This window comes from Bacillus sp. CD3-5 (assembly GCF_006349665.1).
GTDB lineage: Bacteria > Bacillota > Bacilli > Bacillales > Bacillaceae_G > Bacillus_A > Bacillus_A paranthracis.
This window is the reverse complement of the sequence record NZ_VEPX01000003.1, coordinates 25,380-41,907: the sequence shown is the minus strand read 5'-3', so window position 1 is coordinate 41,907 and position 16,528 is coordinate 25,380. Positions and strand designations below refer to the sequence as shown.

Sequence of the window (16,528 nt, the reverse complement as noted above, 5' to 3'; positions counted from 1 at the left end):
ATGTTTTTGATATGATGGAGGAATAGCTGTGAATTTACCAAATAAAATTACGATATCTAGAATATGCTTAATTCCAATTTTTATGGTAATTATGTTAGCACCCTTTGATTGGGGTTCATACACAATTGGTGATGTTGATTTACCAATTCAACATTTAGTAGGAGCGATTATCTTTATTGTTGCTTCGGCTACAGATTGGATTGATGGACATTACGCAAGAAAGTATAATCTTGTAACGAATTTAGGAAAGTTCCTTGACCCGTTAGCTGATAAATTACTTGTTTCAGCAGCACTTATCACGTTAGTTGAGATGCAATACGTACCTGCTTGGATCGTTATTGTCATTATAAGCCGTGAGTTTGCGGTAACTGGTTTACGTCTTGTACTTGCTGGAACAGGGGAAGTAGTTGCGGCAAATCAACTAGGGAAAATTAAGACATGGACACAAATCATCGCGATTGCGGCATACTTATTACACGATGTACCTTTAAATTTAATCCATATTCCAGTTGCTGATATCTTTATATGGATTGCATTAATTTTTACTGTTATTTCAGGATGGGATTATTTCTGGAAAAATAGAGCTGCTTTTGTAAACTCAAAATAGAAGTTTATGGGGGAATTGGGATGAACGCTGAAATCATTGCGGTTGGAACAGAATTATTACTTGGACAAATTGCAAATACGAACGCCCAGTTTTTGTCTGAAAAGTTAGCTTCAATTGGAATTAACGTGTACTACCATACTGTAGTTGGTGATAATAACAAGCGACTGCAGCAGGCGATTGAAGTTGCAGAGGAACGTGCGGATATGCTCATTTTCACAGGTGGATTAGGACCGACAAAAGATGATTTAACGAAGGAAACAATTGCGTCTAGCTTAGGGGAAGAGCTTGTATATGACGAAAATGCATTAGCATTAATAAGCAATTATTTTAAGCGTACAGGTCGTGAGTTCACTGAAAATAATAAAAAGCAGGCACTCGTTTTGAATGGAGCAAATGTGTTTGCAAATGATCACGGTATGGCACCTGGTATGGGATTAAATAAGAACGGAAAAGTTTATATTTTATTACCAGGACCACCGAAAGAAATGAAACCAATGTATGTAAGTTATGTGGAGCCTTTTTTACGTAACTTTACAACAGGAGAAAACATTTATTCTCGCGTGCTTCGCTTTTTCGGAATTGGGGAATCTCAATTAGAGGTGAAAGTTCAAGATTTAATTGATGGACAAACGAATCCGACCATTGCCCCGCTTGCGAATGATGGAGAAGTGACATTACGTTTAACTGCTAAACATCAAAATGCTCATGAAGCGGAGAAACTCATTCAGCATGTGGAAGATTTGATTTTAGAAAGAGTAGGAGAATTTTTCTACGGGTATGACCAAGAGTTTCTGCATTATAAGGCGATAGAGTTATTGAAGAAAAAAGGATTGACTTTAGCGTGTGCGGAAAGTTTAACAGGTGGTCTCTTCGGTAATCAAGTAACAGAAAGTGCTGGTGTGTCTTCCGTATTTAAAGGCGGTGTCATTTGTTATCATAATGACGTAAAGCAGCATGTTTTACATGTACCTGAGGAAGTGTTGTTTACTGACGGTGCAGTTAGTAAAGAATGTGCTCGTTATCTTGCTGAAAATGTTAAAGAATTATTAGAAGCGGATATCGGGATTAGTTTCACTGGGGTAGCAGGACCGGATGCTTCAGAACATAAAGAACCGGGAACAGTATTTGTTGGATTGGCGATTAAAGATGAACCAACTGTAGTCTTTCCTCTTAATTTAAGTGGAAGTCGCCAACAAATTAGAGAACGCTCAGCGAAATATGGATTTTATCATTTATATAAAAAGCTAGAAGAAATATAAGTTTCTTCTAGCTTTTTTAATGGTTAAATGCAGTTCTATTTAATGGAAAATAAAAAAATCGAATAAATGTTCGATTTTTGTTGGCAAATTGAATTGAAAATAGGTATAATAAGATTAGCAATTCAGTTAAGGAGGAATTTTGAATGAGTGATCGTCAAGCAGCGTTAGATATGGCGTTAAAACAAATAGAGAAGCAATTCGGTAAAGGTTCAATTATGAAATTAGGAGAACAAGCAGAGCGTAAAGTTTCTACGGTTTCTAGTGGTTCTTTAGCACTTGATGTGGCATTAGGGGTAGGCGGATACCCACGCGGCCGTATTATCGAAATTTACGGACCTGAAAGTTCAGGTAAAACAACAGTTTCATTACACGCAATTGCAGAAGTACAGCGCCAAGGTGGACAAGCAGCGTTCATCGATGCTGAGCATGCAATGGATCCTGTATATGCACAAAAACTAGGTGTTAACATCGATGAATTACTATTATCACAACCTGATACAGGGGAGCAAGGTTTAGAAATCGCAGAAGCACTTGTACGAAGTGGTGCGGTTGATATTATCGTAATTGACTCTGTAGCAGCTCTTGTACCAAAAGCTGAGATTGAAGGAGATATGGGTGACTCACACGTAGGTTTACAAGCTCGTCTAATGTCTCAAGCACTTCGTAAACTTTCAGGTGCAATCAATAAATCAAAAACAATCGCAATCTTTATTAACCAAATTCGTGAAAAAGTTGGGGTTATGTTCGGAAATCAACTACAAGTTGCTTAATCGTAAAGATTAAGGAGTTTACCATGGGTTTCCCTTGCTAGTGATAGCATGTTAAAAACCTTGTGAACCTTATTGCCTAAGGGTGTAACTATCCATATAGTTGCTAACGGTGAAGCCCACCATTATTTAGGGTAATACCGTGCCAAGCTCCATAGTGATATGGGGAAGGTGTAGAGACTACCGAAAAGAACTTTTAGTTAACTGAGTAGGGTACGGCAGATGATAGGCTACTGCTGGAAGTGCAAGGCTCTCTGTAAAGAGATGAAGAGATAGTCCGGACTATAGAGATGGAAAATCTATAGATAGATAGTGCCAGAAACAACTCCAGGTGGTCGTGCATTGAAGTTCTATTCAACTGTTCGTCTTGAAGTGCGTCGTGCGGAGCAATTAAAACAAGGTAACGACATTGTTGGTAATAAAACAAAAGTAAAAGTAGTTAAAAATAAAGTGGCACCACCATTCCGTGTTGCGGAAGTTGATATTATGTACGGAGAAGGTATTTCAAGAGAAGGTGAAATCTTAGATATGGCTTCTGAACTTGATATCGTTCAAAAGAGCGGTGCTTGGTACTCTTATAATGAAGAACGCTTAGGACAAGGTCGTGAAAATTCGAAGCAGTTCTTAAAAGAAAATACGGATTTAAGAGAAGAAATTGCCTTCTTTATTCGTGAGCATCACGGAATTAGCGAAGATTCAGGTGCTGAAGATATGGAAGATCCAAGTCTTCTTGATTAAAGTGGGATAAAAGACACGGCTTCGTGTCTTTTATTTTTGTATCATTATGAAAGCGTTGTATATCGTTGGAGATAAAATATTTAATCCATCTAAAACATTATGTGTACAGAGGGATATATGCGTGTTTTACATGAATAAACTGGGATTTACTAAGGTTTTCCAGGATAATATGCTCTCTGCTTTTTAAATTCCTATATAAATTAGAGCTGAAGGTAAAGAAAGTAAAAGTAGACAACGCTTGACAATGAAAATTGCGATAGATACAATGAGAATGTATATTTTTTCTTATATACGAAACACTCTTCTCAAGAAGAGAAGTAATATTCGGAGTAAGACTTAAATCTTGCCGAAATAATAATATGACATTTTAATTGTGAAATGAAGAAAGTCCCTTAAAAAAGCGGGACGACGGTCTTTGCTGTATGTTGGTATTCAATGTACATGCCGACAGTCTTTTTTCATTCATAGCAAGGGGAGGTGAAATCATGAGTAGTACAGTTTGGATACTCATCTCCATTTTGCTTGCAACAGTCGGTGCAGTTGTTGGCTTTTTTGTTCGAAAGTCTATTGCTGAAGCGAAGATTAATGGTGCAGCCAATGAAGCGAAACGTATTCTAGACGAAGCGAATCGTGAGGCTGAAGCACTTAAGAAAGAAGCGCTTTTAGAAGCAAAGGATGAAATTCATACACTTCGTACAGAAGCTGAATTAGAAATTCGTGACCGTAGAAGCGAATTACAAAAACAAGAAAATCGTTTAATGCAAAAAGAAGAGAACCTTGATCGTAAAGACGAAACGCTCGATAAACGCGAGCAACAGTTAGAAAAGAAAGAGGATTCTCTTGTAGCGAGACAACAACAGATTGAAGAGTTGGAAAGCAAAGTGGGAGAGTTAGTTCAAAAGCAACAAACAGAATTAGAGCGCATTTCCAATCTGACACGCGAACAAGCGAAAGCAATTATTCTTGGTAAAGTAGAAAGTGAAGTTTCTCATGAAATTGCCGTAATGGTAAAAGAAAGTGAAGTTCGTGCGAAAGAAGAAGCAGATAAGAAAGCAAAAGAGATTTTATCTCTTGCAATGCAGAGATGTGCAGCTGATCATGTTGCTGAAACAACCGTTTCGGTTGTAAATCTTCCAAATGACGAAATGAAGGGACGTATTATCGGACGTGAAGGTCGAAATATTCGTACGTTAGAAACGCTAACAGGTATTGACCTAATTATCGATGATACACCAGAAGCGGTTATCCTATCTGGATTCGACCCAATTCGTCGTGAAACAGCTCGTATCGCTCTTGATAAACTAGTACAGGACGGACGTATTCACCCAGCGCGTATTGAAGAGATGGTCGAAAAATCAAGACGTGAAGTGGACGAGTATATTCGCGAAGTCGGAGAGCAAACAACGTTTGAAGTGGGTGTTCACGGATTACATCCAGATTTAATTAAGATTTTAGGTCGTTTGAAATACCGTACAAGTTACGGGCAAAACGTCTTAAAACACTCTATGGAAGTGGCATATTTAACTGGACTTATGGCAGCAGAGCTTGGTGAGGATGAAAAACTAGCAAGACGTGCTGGTCTATTACATGATATCGGTAAAGCGATTGACCATGAAGTAGAAGGTAGCCACGTTGAAATTGGTGTTGAACTCGCAACGAAATATAAAGAGCATCCTGTAGTTATAAACAGTATTGCATCTCACCACGGAGACACAGAACCAACTTCTATCATTGCAGTTTTAGTTGCAGCAGCAGATGCATTATCAGCTGCAAGACCTGGAGCTCGTAGTGAAACACTTGAGAACTATATTCGTCGTCTTGAAAAGTTAGAAGAGATTTCAGAGTCTTATGAAGGCGTAGAAAAATCTTTCGCAATTCAAGCAGGACGAGAAGTTCGTATTCTGGTAAAACCAGATACAATTGATGATTTAGAAGCTCATCGTTTAGCTCGTGATATTCGAAAACGTATTGAAAATGAACTGGATTACCCAGGGCATATTAAAGTAACTGTTATTCGTGAAACACGTGCAGTGGAATACGCAAAATAAAGTGGTGAAACACCACTTTATTTTTTTGTGTTGGAATTGGTTAAAATAAAGGAAATTAGTTATACCTAGCATACAAGTGAAACAAACTTATAATAAATATATTGTAAGATAATTACTTGAAGCTATAGTAATAAAAAATGTAGTACATAGGAAGGGTAAGACATATGAGAATATTATTTGTTGGGGATGTAGTAGGATCTCCTGGTAGAGGTATGATTCAACAATACGTACCGGCATTAAAGAAGAAATATACACCTACAGTAACCATTATTAATGGGGAAAATGCAGCAGGTGGACGTGGAATTACGGAAAAAATATACCGAAACTTTTTAGAATGCGGAGCACAAGCGGTTACACTTGGAAATCACGCTTGGGATAACCGTGAAGTATTTGAATTTATTGATGATGCAAAATATCTTGCAAGACCAGCTAACTTCCCAGAAGGCACTCCAGGAAAAGGGCTTATTTTTGTGAACTGTAATGGAACAGAAGTTGCAGTTATTAACTTACAAGGACGTACGTTCCTTCCTCCAATTGATTGTCCATTCCGTAAAGTGGATGAATTAATTAACATTGCGAAAAAACGTACGAATATTATTTTTGTTGATTTCCATGCGGAAACTACAAGCGAAAAACAAGCGTTAGGTTGGTATGTAGATGGTCGTGCTACAGCGGTAGTAGGTACACATACGCATGTTCCTACAGCAGATAATCGCATTTTACCAAGCGGAACGGCATATATCACAGATGTTGGTATGACAGGGCCGTACGATGGAATTTTAGGTATGGACCGAGAAGCAGTATTGAAGAAGTTTTTAACAAACTTACCAGTACGATTTGAAGTGACAAATGGTAGAACACAATTAAGTGCAGTGCTAATTGATGTGGACCCTAATACGGGAAAAGCTAAGAAAATTGAGCGTATTTTAATTAATGATGATCAGCCATTTTTTGAGTAATTACTATTAAAATTTAGATAAGTTATTATTTTTTAATTTTTTAGAAAAATTACAGAAATTTAGCAGGAATACGTGTCATTCCTCGTGAATATAAGTTAAAGTGAAATAATTGCTAATACTTTTTATAGAAACGAGGAGGAAACGCGGAATGGAAATATTAAAAGTTAAAGCAACGTCGGTCCCTAATTCTGTAGCTGGTGCACTTGCAGGTGTTATTCGCGAACGCGGAACAGCAGAAATTCAAGCCATTGGTGCAGGTGCATTGAACCAAGCGGTAAAGGCAGTAGCAATTGCAAGAGGATTTGTAGCGCCTAGTGGTTTGGACCTGATTTGTATCCCAGCGTTTACGGATATTATGATTGATGGGGAAGAGCGTACAGCAATAAAATTAATTGTAGAACCTCGTTAAGTTTAAACAACCTGTTTGCAGTATGCAAACAGGTTGTTTTTATAATGGAGGAATGAAAATGAAAATTTTTGATGCTCATTGTGATGTGCTTCTTCAGTTATGGAGTGCACAAGGGAGAAAGGATTTTAAACATGATTCGCAATTACATATTACATTTGAACAGTTAAAGAACAGAAAAGGAAGTATACAATGTTTTGCTATATATGTGCCAGAAACAGTGGCATATGAAAACCGATTTGAAGTAGCATTGCAAATGGTAGATATTTTTTATAATGAAATTTTATCCCTACCAGGTGTTAAGTTTATTCAGACAAAAGATGATATGAACATGTTAAAACAGGACGAGATTGGAGCGATATTAACACTAGAAGGATGCGAAGCAATTGGAAAAGATGCAATGAAATTACGGTTGTTGTATCGCCTAGGAGTACGTTCTTTTGGACTAACATGGAATTATGCCAATCTATTAGCTGATGGTGCGCTAGAGACACGTGGGGCAGGTTTAACGACTTCTGGTAAACATGTTGTACAAGAACTGAATGCGTTACATGTATGGACTGATGTGTCTCATTTGAATGAAAGAAGTTTTTGGGATGTTATAGAAATTGCAAAAAATCCTATTGCTTCCCACTCAAATTGTATGAAACTTTGCCAGCACCCACGTAATTTAAACGATGAACAACTTAAAGCTCTTATAAAGCGAAATGGCATGATCGGTGTCACTTTTGTACCGCAGTTTCTAACAAATGAAAAACAAGCGAATGTAGCAGATATAGTAAGACATATCGAATATATTTGTTCATTAGGTGGAGAGAACAATATAGGGTTTGGTTCGGATTTTGATGGGATAGTAGAAACAGTTGTAAATGTATCAGCGTATCGAGATTATGAAAATGTAATTAACGAGCTTTGTAAACACTATGCTGCATCTACTGTAGAGCGATTTTTATATGATAATTTTGTTGAACATATAAGCTTTTAAAATTTTTGTTTTAAAAATCCAGAAAAATTAGAATTAATTCATTTGATATTATTGCTTTTTTTAAGACCTAATACTAGAATGAAAAACAAAATAGCTTTATACTAAAGATTCAGGGAAATCAGAAGAGGCATAATTTGCGTCCATTGTAGTTTATTTGCATAAAAAATGCTAAACTATTACTGTAAAAAAATACACTACAATGAATGCAGCCAAAAGGGGTGTAGGAGATGATTAGTCAACTTTCATGGAAAGTTGGAGGCCAACAAGGTGAAGGAATTGAAAGTACAGGAGAAATCTTCTGTATTGCATTAAACCGATTAGGATATTACCTATACGGTTACCGCCACTTCTCATCACGTATAAAAGGCGGCCATACAAATAATAAAATTCGTGTAAGTACAACAGAAGTACGCGCGATCTCAGATGATTTAGATATTTTAATTGCTTTTGATCAAGAAACAATTGATTTTAACTTCCACGAACTACGTCCGGGCGGGATTGTAGTTGCAGATGCGAAATTTAATCCGACAATACCTGACAATACAGATGTAAATCTATATGTGATACCGTTTACAGATATTGCTTCAGAATTAGGCACATCATTAATGAAAAACATGGTTGCTGTTGGAGCATCAAGTGCGGTATTAGGATTAGATGAAACAGCTTATTTAGATGTTGTTGAAGAGATCTTTGGTCGTAAAGGAGAGCAAGTCGTTCAAAAGAACATGGACGCAATTAAGCGCGGCTCTCAATATATGAAAGAGTTACTAGGTGAGAAAGTAAACATGATGCAGCTTGAAAAAGCTGATGGTCAGAAGCGCATGTTTATGATTGGGAACGATGCGATCGCATTTGGTGCAGTAGCTGGTGGTGCTCGCTTTATGTCTGCATATCCAATTACACCTGCATCTGAAATTATGGAATACTTAATTAAAAAATTGCCAAAAGTCGGCGGAACAGTAATCCAAACTGAGGATGAAATTGCAGCTTGTACAATGGCAATCGGTGCAAACTATGCTGGTGTTCGTACATTAACTGCATCTGCTGGTCCAGGTCTATCTTTAATGATGGAAGCGATTGGTTTAGCAGGTATTACAGAAACGCCATTAGTAATTGTTGATACACAACGTGGTGGTCCAAGTACAGGATTACCAACGAAACAAGAGCAGTCTGATTTAATGGCAATGATTTACGGTACGCACGGTGAAATTCCAAAAATCGTAATGGCGCCAAGTACAGTGGAAGAAGCTTTCTATGATATTGTAGAAGCGTTTAACTTATCTGAAGAATATCAAGTACCTGTTATTTTCTTAACAGATTTACAGCTTTCTTTAGGGAAACAGACAGTAGAACCACTTAAGTTAGATAAAGTGGAAATTCGTCGTGGTAAGCTTGATTTAGAAGCGGAATTACCAGAACGTGAAAATAAAGCATACTTCAAGCGTTATGAAGTAACAGAAGATGGCGTTTCACCACGTGTTTTACCTGGTATGAAAAATGGTGTTCACCATGTTACAGGTGTAGAACATGATGAAACTGGTAAACCATCTGAATCAGCATTAAACCGTAAAGATCAAATGGACAAACGTTTCCGTAAAATGGAGAACTTGAAGTTTAATACCCCTGTTTATAAAAATGTTAAGCATGAAGAAGCAGACGTATTGCTTGTTGGATTTAACTCAACTCGTGGTGCGATCGAAGAAGCAATGGAGCGCTTAGAACAAGAGGGTATGAAAGTAAACCATGCTCATGTGCGTTTAATTCACCCGTTCCCAACAGCTGAAATCGATCCACTTGTGAAAAATGCGAAGCGTGTTGTAGTGGTAGAAAACAATGCAACAGGTCAACTTGCTAACATTATGAAAATGAATCTTGGTAACGGTGAGAAAATTTCTAGTCTTTTAAAATATGATGGGAACCCATTCTTGCCGAAAGAGATTTACAACGAATGCAAAAAAGGGGTTGTATTAAATGGCAACATTTAAGGACTTTCGTAACAGTGTAAAACCAAACTGGTGCCCAGGTTGCGGAGACTTCTCGGTGCAAGCTGCAATTCAACGTGCGGCAGCTAACGTTGGCTTAAATCCAGATGAACTTGCTGTTATTTCTGGTATCGGCTGTTCAGGTCGTATTTCAGGTTATATTAATTCATATGGTGTGCATAGTATTCATGGTCGTGCCCTTCCAATTGCACAAGGTGTAAAAATGGCAAACCGTGATTTAACAGTTATCGCATCAGGTGGTGACGGTGATGGATTTGCGATTGGTATGGGACATACGATCCATTCTATTCGTCGTAACATTGACATTACGTACATCGTAATGGATAACCAAATTTACGGATTAACAAAAGGGCAAACTTCACCACGTAGTGAAGCTGGATTTAAAACGAAAAGTACACCACAAGGTTCAATTGAACCGTCACTAAATGTTATGGAAATGGCTTTAACAGCTGGTGCAACATTTGTGGCGCAAAGCTTTTCAAGTGATTTAAAAGAATTAACACAAATTATTGAAGCTGGTATTAACCATAAAGGATTTTCATTAATTAACGTATTCAGCCCATGTGTTACTTACAATAAAGTAAATACTTACGATTGGTTTAAAGAGAATTTAACAAAACTAAGTACAGTAGAGGGATATGATCCGTCTAATCGCATGATGGCTATGCAAACATTAATGGAAAACAACGGATTAGTAACAGGGTTAATTTATCAAAATACAGCGCAGCCTTCATACCAAGAACTGGTAAAAGGATATAGTGAGAAGCCTTTAGTGCAATCTGATTTAAACATGGATCAGAAAATGTTTGATGAGCTTGTTGCTGAATTTATGTAATGTAAGAAGAGGAGGTTGCCATTTGGCAGCCTTTTTTAATGAGTAAAAATATAAAGCAGTCTTATTTACTTGGAAAATTCAGAATGGTAAAATAATATATAAATCGTTGTATGAAAATTGCATGTTCATTAACTAGGAAATGTAATAATAGGATAAGCCTTCTTCTTTGTAAAAATTGGCGAAACACTTCATACTATGGTAATGTGTATAGGGATAAAGCAATATGCTTTTGAGTAGGACAAAAGAAATACAAAAAGGGAATGTCTATTTGTGTGGGGAAGACTTCATTCTTATAGATGATTAGATTGATTACTCAAGTTTCAAAGGACAAGTATCTCTCAAGCTATCTAACCATTTTTGAGGTGGGTCTAAGCGCATTAAAATGGACTATAGAGTGTGTATAGTTAAGGGTGAAAGGAGATTACCGATGAACGAGCAACAACGATTAGCAAGTCAACAAGTGAATTCCTCTACGAAAAAAGAAGAGAAAGATTATAGCAAATACTTTGAAAGTGTATACCAACCACCTTCCTTAAAAGACGCGAAAAAGCGAGGGAAAGAAGAAGTTAAAATTGAACGGGATTTTGGCTTACCTGAAGAGTTTCGCAATTTCGGTACAGGAAGAAAGTTTTATATTCGTACATATGGTTGTCAAATGAATGAGCACGATACAGAAGTAATGGCGGGTATTTTCACTGCACTTGGATATGAACCAACCTTTTCAACTGAAGAAGCAGATGTAGTATTATTAAATACTTGTGCTATTCGTGAAAATGCTGAAAATAAAGTGTTCGGTGAACTAGGGCATTTAAAGGCACTAAAACGAAGAAATCCTGATCTTTTAATTGGTGTATGTGGTTGTATGTCCCAAGAGGAATCTGTTGTAAATAAAATTATGCAAAAAAATCAGCATGTAGATATGGTGTTTGGAACGCATAATATTCATAGATTACCGTACATTCTAAAAGATGCAATGTTCTCGAAGGAGACGGTAGTTGAAGTTTGGTCCAAAGAAGGAGACGTAATTGAAAATCTTCCGAAAGTACGTCGTGGTGATATTAAAGCTTGGGTAAATATTATGTATGGCTGTGATAAGTTCTGTACATATTGTATCGTACCGTATACACGCGGAAAAGAGCGAAGCAGACGTCCAGAAGACATTATCCAAGAGATTCGTCATTTAGCTGCGAATGGTTATAAAGAAATTACGTTACTTGGACAGAACGTAAATGCATATGGTAAAGACTTTGAAGATATAGAATACGGTCTTGGCGATTTAATGGACGAGCTCCGTAAAGTTGATATTGCCCGTATTCGTTTTACAACGAGCCATCCACGCGATTTCGATGATCACTTAATTGAAGTGCTTGGAAAAGGTGGCAACTTAGTAGAACATATTCACTTACCAGTTCAATCTGGAAGCACAGAAATGTTAAAAATTATGGCGCGTAAATATTCACGTGAGCATTATTTAGAGCTTGTAAGAAAAATTAAAGAAGCAATTCCAAACGCGGTATTAACAACTGATATTATTGTCGGTTTCCCGAATGAAACAGATGAGCAATTTGAAGAAACGATGTCGTTATATCGTGAAGTAGGGTTTGATACTGCCTTTACCTTTATTTATTCTCCGCGTGAAGGTACACCAGCTGCAAAAATGAAAGACAATGTACCGATGGAAGTAAAGAAAGAACGTCTTCAACGCTTAAATGCATTAGTAAATAAATTGGCAATTGAAAAGAATAATCGTTATAAAGGTCAAATTGTAGAAGTGTTAGTTGATGGAGAGAGTAAAAATAATCCAGAAGTACTTGCAGGTTATACTCGTACAAATAAACTTGTAAACTTTGTTGCTCCAAAGTCTTTAATTGGTCAGCTTGTGAAAGTAAAAGTAACGGATGCAAAAACTTGGTCTCTTAACGGAGAATTAGTTGAAGAGCCGATTGAGGTGGAATAATAGATGAAAGTATATTCGAAAGATGAAATTGTTGAGCAAGCGAAAGAATTAGCAAAAATGATTTCTGAAACAGAAGAAGTTGATTTCTTTAAGAAAGCAGAGGCACAAATTCATAAAAATGAAAATGTGAAGCGCGCAATTGATGAAATTAAAGCACTGCAAAAACAAGCAGTAAACTTGCAACATTACGGGAAATGGGAAGCTTTGAAAAAAGTAGAAGCTGAAATTGATGCCCTGCAAGATAAGTTAGATAGCATCCCAGTTGTACAAGAATTTAAATCTTCACAAACGTATGTAAATGACTTATTACAGCTAGTTGCAAGTACGATTTCTAACAACGTAACAGATGAAATATTAATTTCAACTAATGGCGATGTATTGAAGGGTGAAACGGGCGCAGCGGTAGAAAGTAAAAAAGGAAATTGTGGTTGTTAAAGAGATGTCGAATTGACATCTCTTTTTTTAGTGGATTAAACGTAAGTTCTTCTCAAAAAAAGAATGACACATTCCGCTATTGTCACGCATATGATTAAGTGAATAGTGATTGAGGAGGGTTACGAATGTCCGAATTTAGAGAGATTATTACAAAAGCAGTGGTTGGAAAAGGACGTAAGTATACAAAGTCAACGCATACATGTGAATCGAATAATGAGCCAACAAGTATTTTAGGGTGCTGGGTAATTAACCACTCGTACGAAGCAAGAAAGAGTGGAAAACATGTGGAAATTGAAGGTTTCTATGATGTGAACACTTGGTATTCATTCGATGGCAATACAAAGACAGAAGTTGTAACAGAACGTGTAAACTACACAGATGAAGTAAGCATTGGATATCGTGATAAAAACTTTTCTGGTGATGATTTAGAAATTATTGCTCGTGTCATTCAGCCACCAAATTGTTTAGAAGCTCTTGTATCACCAAATGGTAATAAAATTGTTGTAACGGTAGAACGTGAATTTGTAACAGAAGTAGTTGGCGAAACGAAAATTTGTGTAAGTGTAAACCCTGAAGGTTGTGTAGAATCAGATGATGCTTTCCAAATTGAAGATGAGGAGTTTGAAGAGTTAGATCCGAACTTTATCGTTGATGCAGAAGAAGAGTAATAGAAAGCTAGGGAGAAGTTCTTCCTAGCTTTTTACTTTACATAAGTGGTGCTTAGATGAACATGATTGCTAATGAAATGTGCTATAATGAAGAAAGACTCCTGAAATAGGAGATAAGAGTGTCCGTGAAATGTGACATATATGAATATAGATTATTATGTAAGAATTATGGAGGATAAGTATGACGCAATATACGCCTATGATACAGCAATATTTAAAAGTTAAGGCAGACTATCAAGATGCCTTTTTATTTTTCCGCTTAGGTGATTTTTATGAAATGTTCTTTGAGGATGCGGTTAAAGCAGCCCACGAACTTGAAATTACATTAACGAGCCGAGACGGTGGTAGTAGTGAACGTATACCGATGTGCGGTGTACCGTATCATGCGGCTAAAAACTATATTGAACAACTTGTTGAAAAAGGATATAAAGTAGCGGTTTGTGAGCAAGTAGAAGATCCAAAAACAGCTAAGGGTGTAGTGCGCCGTGAAGTCGTACAATTAATTACGCCAGGAACGATGATGGAAGGGCGTACAATTGATGAGAAAGAAAATAACTTCTTAGCCGCATTAACACATTTTGAAGATGGATCATATGCGTTAGCTTGTAACGATTTAACGACTGGACAAAATACAGTAACGTTATTGACTGGTTCAGTAGAAGATATTTTATTAGAAGTGTATGCAACGGGTTCGAAAGAAATTGTTGTAGATTCTTCCTTTTCAAAAGATGAATTAAACAAGTTAACAGAAACGTTAAAGATGACGATTTCATATGAAGATGCAACGGCAATCCCAGAAGGGTTAGAACATCTTGTGAAAAACGTTTCACAAGCAAAGTTAATTAAAGCAGTTGGGCGCTTATTTAACTACGTAATAAGAACGCAAAAACGTTCATTAGATCATTTACAGCCTGTGGAAATTTATTATACGAATCAATTTATGAAAATTGATGTGCATTCAAAGCGAAATTTAGAGCTAACAGAAACACTTCGAACGAAAGAAAAAACAGGATCTTTACTATGGCTATTAGATAAGACGAAAACGGCTATGGGTGGTCGTATGTTAAAACAGTGGATGGAACGTCCACTTATACAGAAAGAACGAATTGAAGAGCGTTTAGAAATGGTCGAAACGTTTGTAAATGATTACTTCTTGCGTGAAGATTTAAAAGAAAAGTTAAAAGAAGTATATGATTTAGAACGTTTAGCAGGGAAAGTTGCATTTGGTAATGTTAATGCACGGGACTTATTACAGTTAAGACGCTCGTTACTACAAGTGCCAGCTATTTTAGAAGCGATTAGTTTGTTAGATAACGCGTATGCAGCGAGATTAATTCAAGGTGCAGATCCATGTGAGAGCTTAACAGAATTACTAGGAAGAAGTATTCAAGAAAATCCACCGCTTTCTATTAAAGATGGAGATATTATTAAAGATGGTTATAATGACAAGCTTGATCAATATCGCTATGTGAGTAAAAACGGAAAAACGTGGATTGCTGAGCTTGAAAAACGAGAGCGTGATATTACAGGAATTAAATCGTTAAAAATCGGATACAACCGTATTTTCGGTTACTACATTGAAGTAACGAAAGCGAACCTTGGAGCATTACCAGAAGGCCGCTACGAGCGTAAACAAACGCTTGCTAATGCGGAACGTTTCATTACAGATGAACTAAAAGAAAAAGAAACATTAATCTTAGAAGCTGAAGAAAAAATTGTACAACTAGAATACGATTTATTTACAGCGCTTCGTGAAGAAGTAAAAGTATTTATTCCGAAATTACAGCATTTAGCGAAAGTAATTAGTGAATTAGACGTACTGCAAAGTTTTGCGACAGTGAGTGAAGAGGAACAGTTTGTAAAACCTGTACTAACAACGAAGCGTGAAATTTTCATTAAAGATGGTCGTCATCCTGTCGTAGAAAAAGTATTGAACGGGAAATTGTATGTACCGAATGATTGTATTATGCCAGAGAATATGGATGTATTTTTAATTACAGGACCGAACATGTCTGGTAAAAGTACGTATATGAGACAATTAGCACTTGTAACGGTTATGTCGCAAATTGGTTGTTTCGTACCAGCAACAGAAGCAGTATTACCTGTATTTGACCAAATCTTTACGAGAATTGGCGCGGCGGATGATTTAATTTCAGGTCAAAGTACATTTATGGTCGAAATGTTAGAAGCGAAAAATGCCATTGCAAACGCATCAGAAAGAAGTTTAATTTTATTCGATGAAATTGGACGCGGTACATCTACGTATGATGGTATGGCACTTGCACAAGCAATCATTGAACATATTCATGACCAAATTGGTGCGAAAACGTTATTCTCTACGCATTATCATGAATTGACCGTGTTAGAAGACAGTTTAGATCAACTGAAAAATGTACACGTTTCAGCTATTGAAGAGAACGGAAAAGTAGTATTCCTTCATAAAATTCAAGACGGGGCAGCTGATAAAAGTTACGGAATTCATGTTGCGCAACTTGCGGAGCTTCCAGATAGCTTAATCGCTCGAGCGAAAGAAGTGTTAGCGCAATTAGAAGGACAGGAAGAAATTATTATTCCGAAGCGTGTAGAAGTGAAAGCGCAAGAGCAAGAAGTAATTCCAGAACCTGTAGTTGTAAAAGAAGAACCAGTAGCAATAGAAGAAACGAAGGTAGACAATGAAGAAGAATCACAACTATCATTCTTTGGCACAGAGCAGTCTTCGAAAAAACAAGACAAGCCAGTTCTAGATGCAAAAGAAACAGCAGTACTTACGCAAATTAAAAAAATTGATTTACTTGATATGACACCTTTAGAAGCGATGAACGAACTGTATCGCTTACAAAAAAAGTTAAAGAAAGGATGAG

General features: G+C 36.9%; 12 protein-coding genes and 2 pseudogenes. All 14 read left to right on the top strand.

The features are described from left to right. Positions 1-28: 28 nt before the first annotated feature. The 14 genes and pseudogenes from pgsA to mutS all read left to right on the top strand — a co-directional run bounded on the left by pgsA (position 29) and on the right by mutS (position 16,527). Positions 29-607: a CDP-diacylglycerol--glycerol-3-phosphate 3-phosphatidyltransferase gene (gene pgsA / locus FH036_RS07635; protein WP_001052964.1), complete on the top strand. Its 579-nt coding sequence runs from the start codon at positions 29-31 to the stop codon at positions 605-607. Between the two features lie 20 nt (positions 608-627). Continuing rightward, entirely contained in the window at positions 628-1,866 is a 1,239-nt protein-coding gene (gene cinA, locus FH036_RS07630) for a competence/damage-inducible protein CinA (RefSeq protein ID WP_000990725.1), read from the top strand. A 143-nt stretch (positions 1,867-2,009) separates the two neighbouring features. After that, positions 2,010-2,618 (top strand): annotated as a pseudogene (gene recA, locus FH036_RS07625) (recombinase RecA); the annotation flags it as partial. Positions 2,619-2,945: 327 nt separating this feature from the next. Continuing rightward, positions 2,946-3,371: pseudogene (locus FH036_RS07620) on the top strand (recombinase RecA family protein); the annotation flags it as partial. A 485-nt stretch (positions 3,372-3,856) separates the two neighbouring features. Further along, positions 3,857-5,419, top strand: a complete 1,563-nt coding sequence (rny, locus tag FH036_RS07615) for a ribonuclease Y (protein WP_000099774.1) — start codon at positions 3,857-3,859, stop codon at positions 5,417-5,419. A gap of 164 nt (positions 5,420-5,583) precedes the next feature. Next, entirely contained in the window at positions 5,584-6,378 is a 795-nt protein-coding gene (locus FH036_RS07610) for a TIGR00282 family metallophosphoesterase (RefSeq protein ID WP_001221095.1), read from the top strand. A 148-nt stretch (positions 6,379-6,526) separates the two neighbouring features. Then, positions 6,527-6,787 carry a stage V sporulation protein SpoVS gene (gene spoVS, locus FH036_RS07605; protein WP_000404341.1) on the top strand — a complete coding sequence of 87 codons (261 nt, stop codon included), beginning with the start codon at positions 6,527-6,529 and terminating at the stop codon, positions 6,785-6,787. A 58-nt stretch (positions 6,788-6,845) separates the two neighbouring features. After that, positions 6,846-7,769 (top strand): dipeptidase, encoded by a 924-nt coding sequence (locus FH036_RS07600; protein ID WP_139895604.1) that lies wholly within the window; start codon positions 6,846-6,848, stop codon positions 7,767-7,769. A 227-nt stretch (positions 7,770-7,996) separates the two neighbouring features. Further along, a complete protein-coding gene (locus FH036_RS07595) occupies positions 7,997-9,754 on the top strand; it encodes a 2-oxoacid:acceptor oxidoreductase subunit alpha (protein ID WP_000625425.1) in 1,758 nt (585 codons plus the stop codon). Continuing rightward, positions 9,741-10,607 (top strand): 2-oxoacid:ferredoxin oxidoreductase subunit beta, encoded by an 867-nt coding sequence (locus FH036_RS07590; protein ID WP_000190154.1) that lies wholly within the window; start codon positions 9,741-9,743, stop codon positions 10,605-10,607. Before FH036_RS07595 ends, FH036_RS07590 begins: the two co-directional genes overlap by 14 nt. A 427-nt stretch (positions 10,608-11,034) precedes the next feature. Continuing rightward, positions 11,035-12,564, top strand: a complete 1,530-nt coding sequence (miaB, locus tag FH036_RS07585; protein WP_001005403.1) for a tRNA (N6-isopentenyl adenosine(37)-C2)-methylthiotransferase MiaB — start codon at positions 11,035-11,037, stop codon at positions 12,562-12,564. A gap of 3 nt (positions 12,565-12,567) precedes the next feature. Further along, positions 12,568-12,999, top strand: a complete 432-nt coding sequence (locus tag FH036_RS07580; protein WP_000870462.1) for a YlbF/YmcA family competence regulator — start codon at positions 12,568-12,570, stop codon at positions 12,997-12,999. A gap of 125 nt (positions 13,000-13,124) precedes the next feature. Next, positions 13,125-13,667 (top strand): outer spore coat protein CotE, encoded by a 543-nt coding sequence (gene cotE, locus FH036_RS07575; protein WP_044791594.1) that lies wholly within the window; start codon positions 13,125-13,127, stop codon positions 13,665-13,667. A 181-nt stretch (positions 13,668-13,848) separates the two neighbouring features. Next, positions 13,849-16,527 carry a DNA mismatch repair protein MutS gene (gene mutS / locus FH036_RS07570; RefSeq protein ID WP_000196007.1) on the top strand — a complete coding sequence of 893 codons (2,679 nt, stop codon included), beginning with the start codon at positions 13,849-13,851 and terminating at the stop codon, positions 16,525-16,527. The last annotated feature ends 1 nt before the right edge of the window (position 16,528 follow it).

What these genes read in the sequence shown, in the direction of transcription:
- cinA (WP_000990725.1), top strand. Translation starts at nt 628, where the DNA reads ATGAACGCTGAAATCATTGCGGTTGGAACAGAATTATTACTTGGACAA.
- rny (WP_000099774.1), top strand. Translation starts at nt 3,857, where the DNA reads ATGAGTAGTACAGTTTGGATACTCATCTCCATTTTGCTTGCAACAGTC.
- FH036_RS07610 (WP_001221095.1), top strand. Translation starts at nt 5,584, where the DNA reads ATGAGAATATTATTTGTTGGGGATGTAGTAGGATCTCCTGGTAGAGGT.
- spoVS (WP_000404341.1), top strand. Translation starts at nt 6,527, where the DNA reads ATGGAAATATTAAAAGTTAAAGCAACGTCGGTCCCTAATTCTGTAGCT.
- FH036_RS07600 (WP_139895604.1), top strand. Translation starts at nt 6,846, where the DNA reads ATGAAAATTTTTGATGCTCATTGTGATGTGCTTCTTCAGTTATGGAGT.
- FH036_RS07595 (WP_000625425.1), top strand. Translation starts at nt 7,997, where the DNA reads ATGATTAGTCAACTTTCATGGAAAGTTGGAGGCCAACAAGGTGAAGGA.
- FH036_RS07590 (WP_000190154.1), top strand. Translation starts at nt 9,741, where the DNA reads ATGGCAACATTTAAGGACTTTCGTAACAGTGTAAAACCAAACTGGTGC.
- miaB (WP_001005403.1), top strand. Translation starts at nt 11,035, where the DNA reads ATGAACGAGCAACAACGATTAGCAAGTCAACAAGTGAATTCCTCTACG.
- FH036_RS07580 (WP_000870462.1), top strand. Translation starts at nt 12,568, where the DNA reads ATGAAAGTATATTCGAAAGATGAAATTGTTGAGCAAGCGAAAGAATTA.
- cotE (WP_044791594.1), top strand. Translation starts at nt 13,125, where the DNA reads ATGTCCGAATTTAGAGAGATTATTACAAAAGCAGTGGTTGGAAAAGGA.
- mutS (WP_000196007.1), top strand. Translation starts at nt 13,849, where the DNA reads ATGACGCAATATACGCCTATGATACAGCAATATTTAAAAGTTAAGGCA.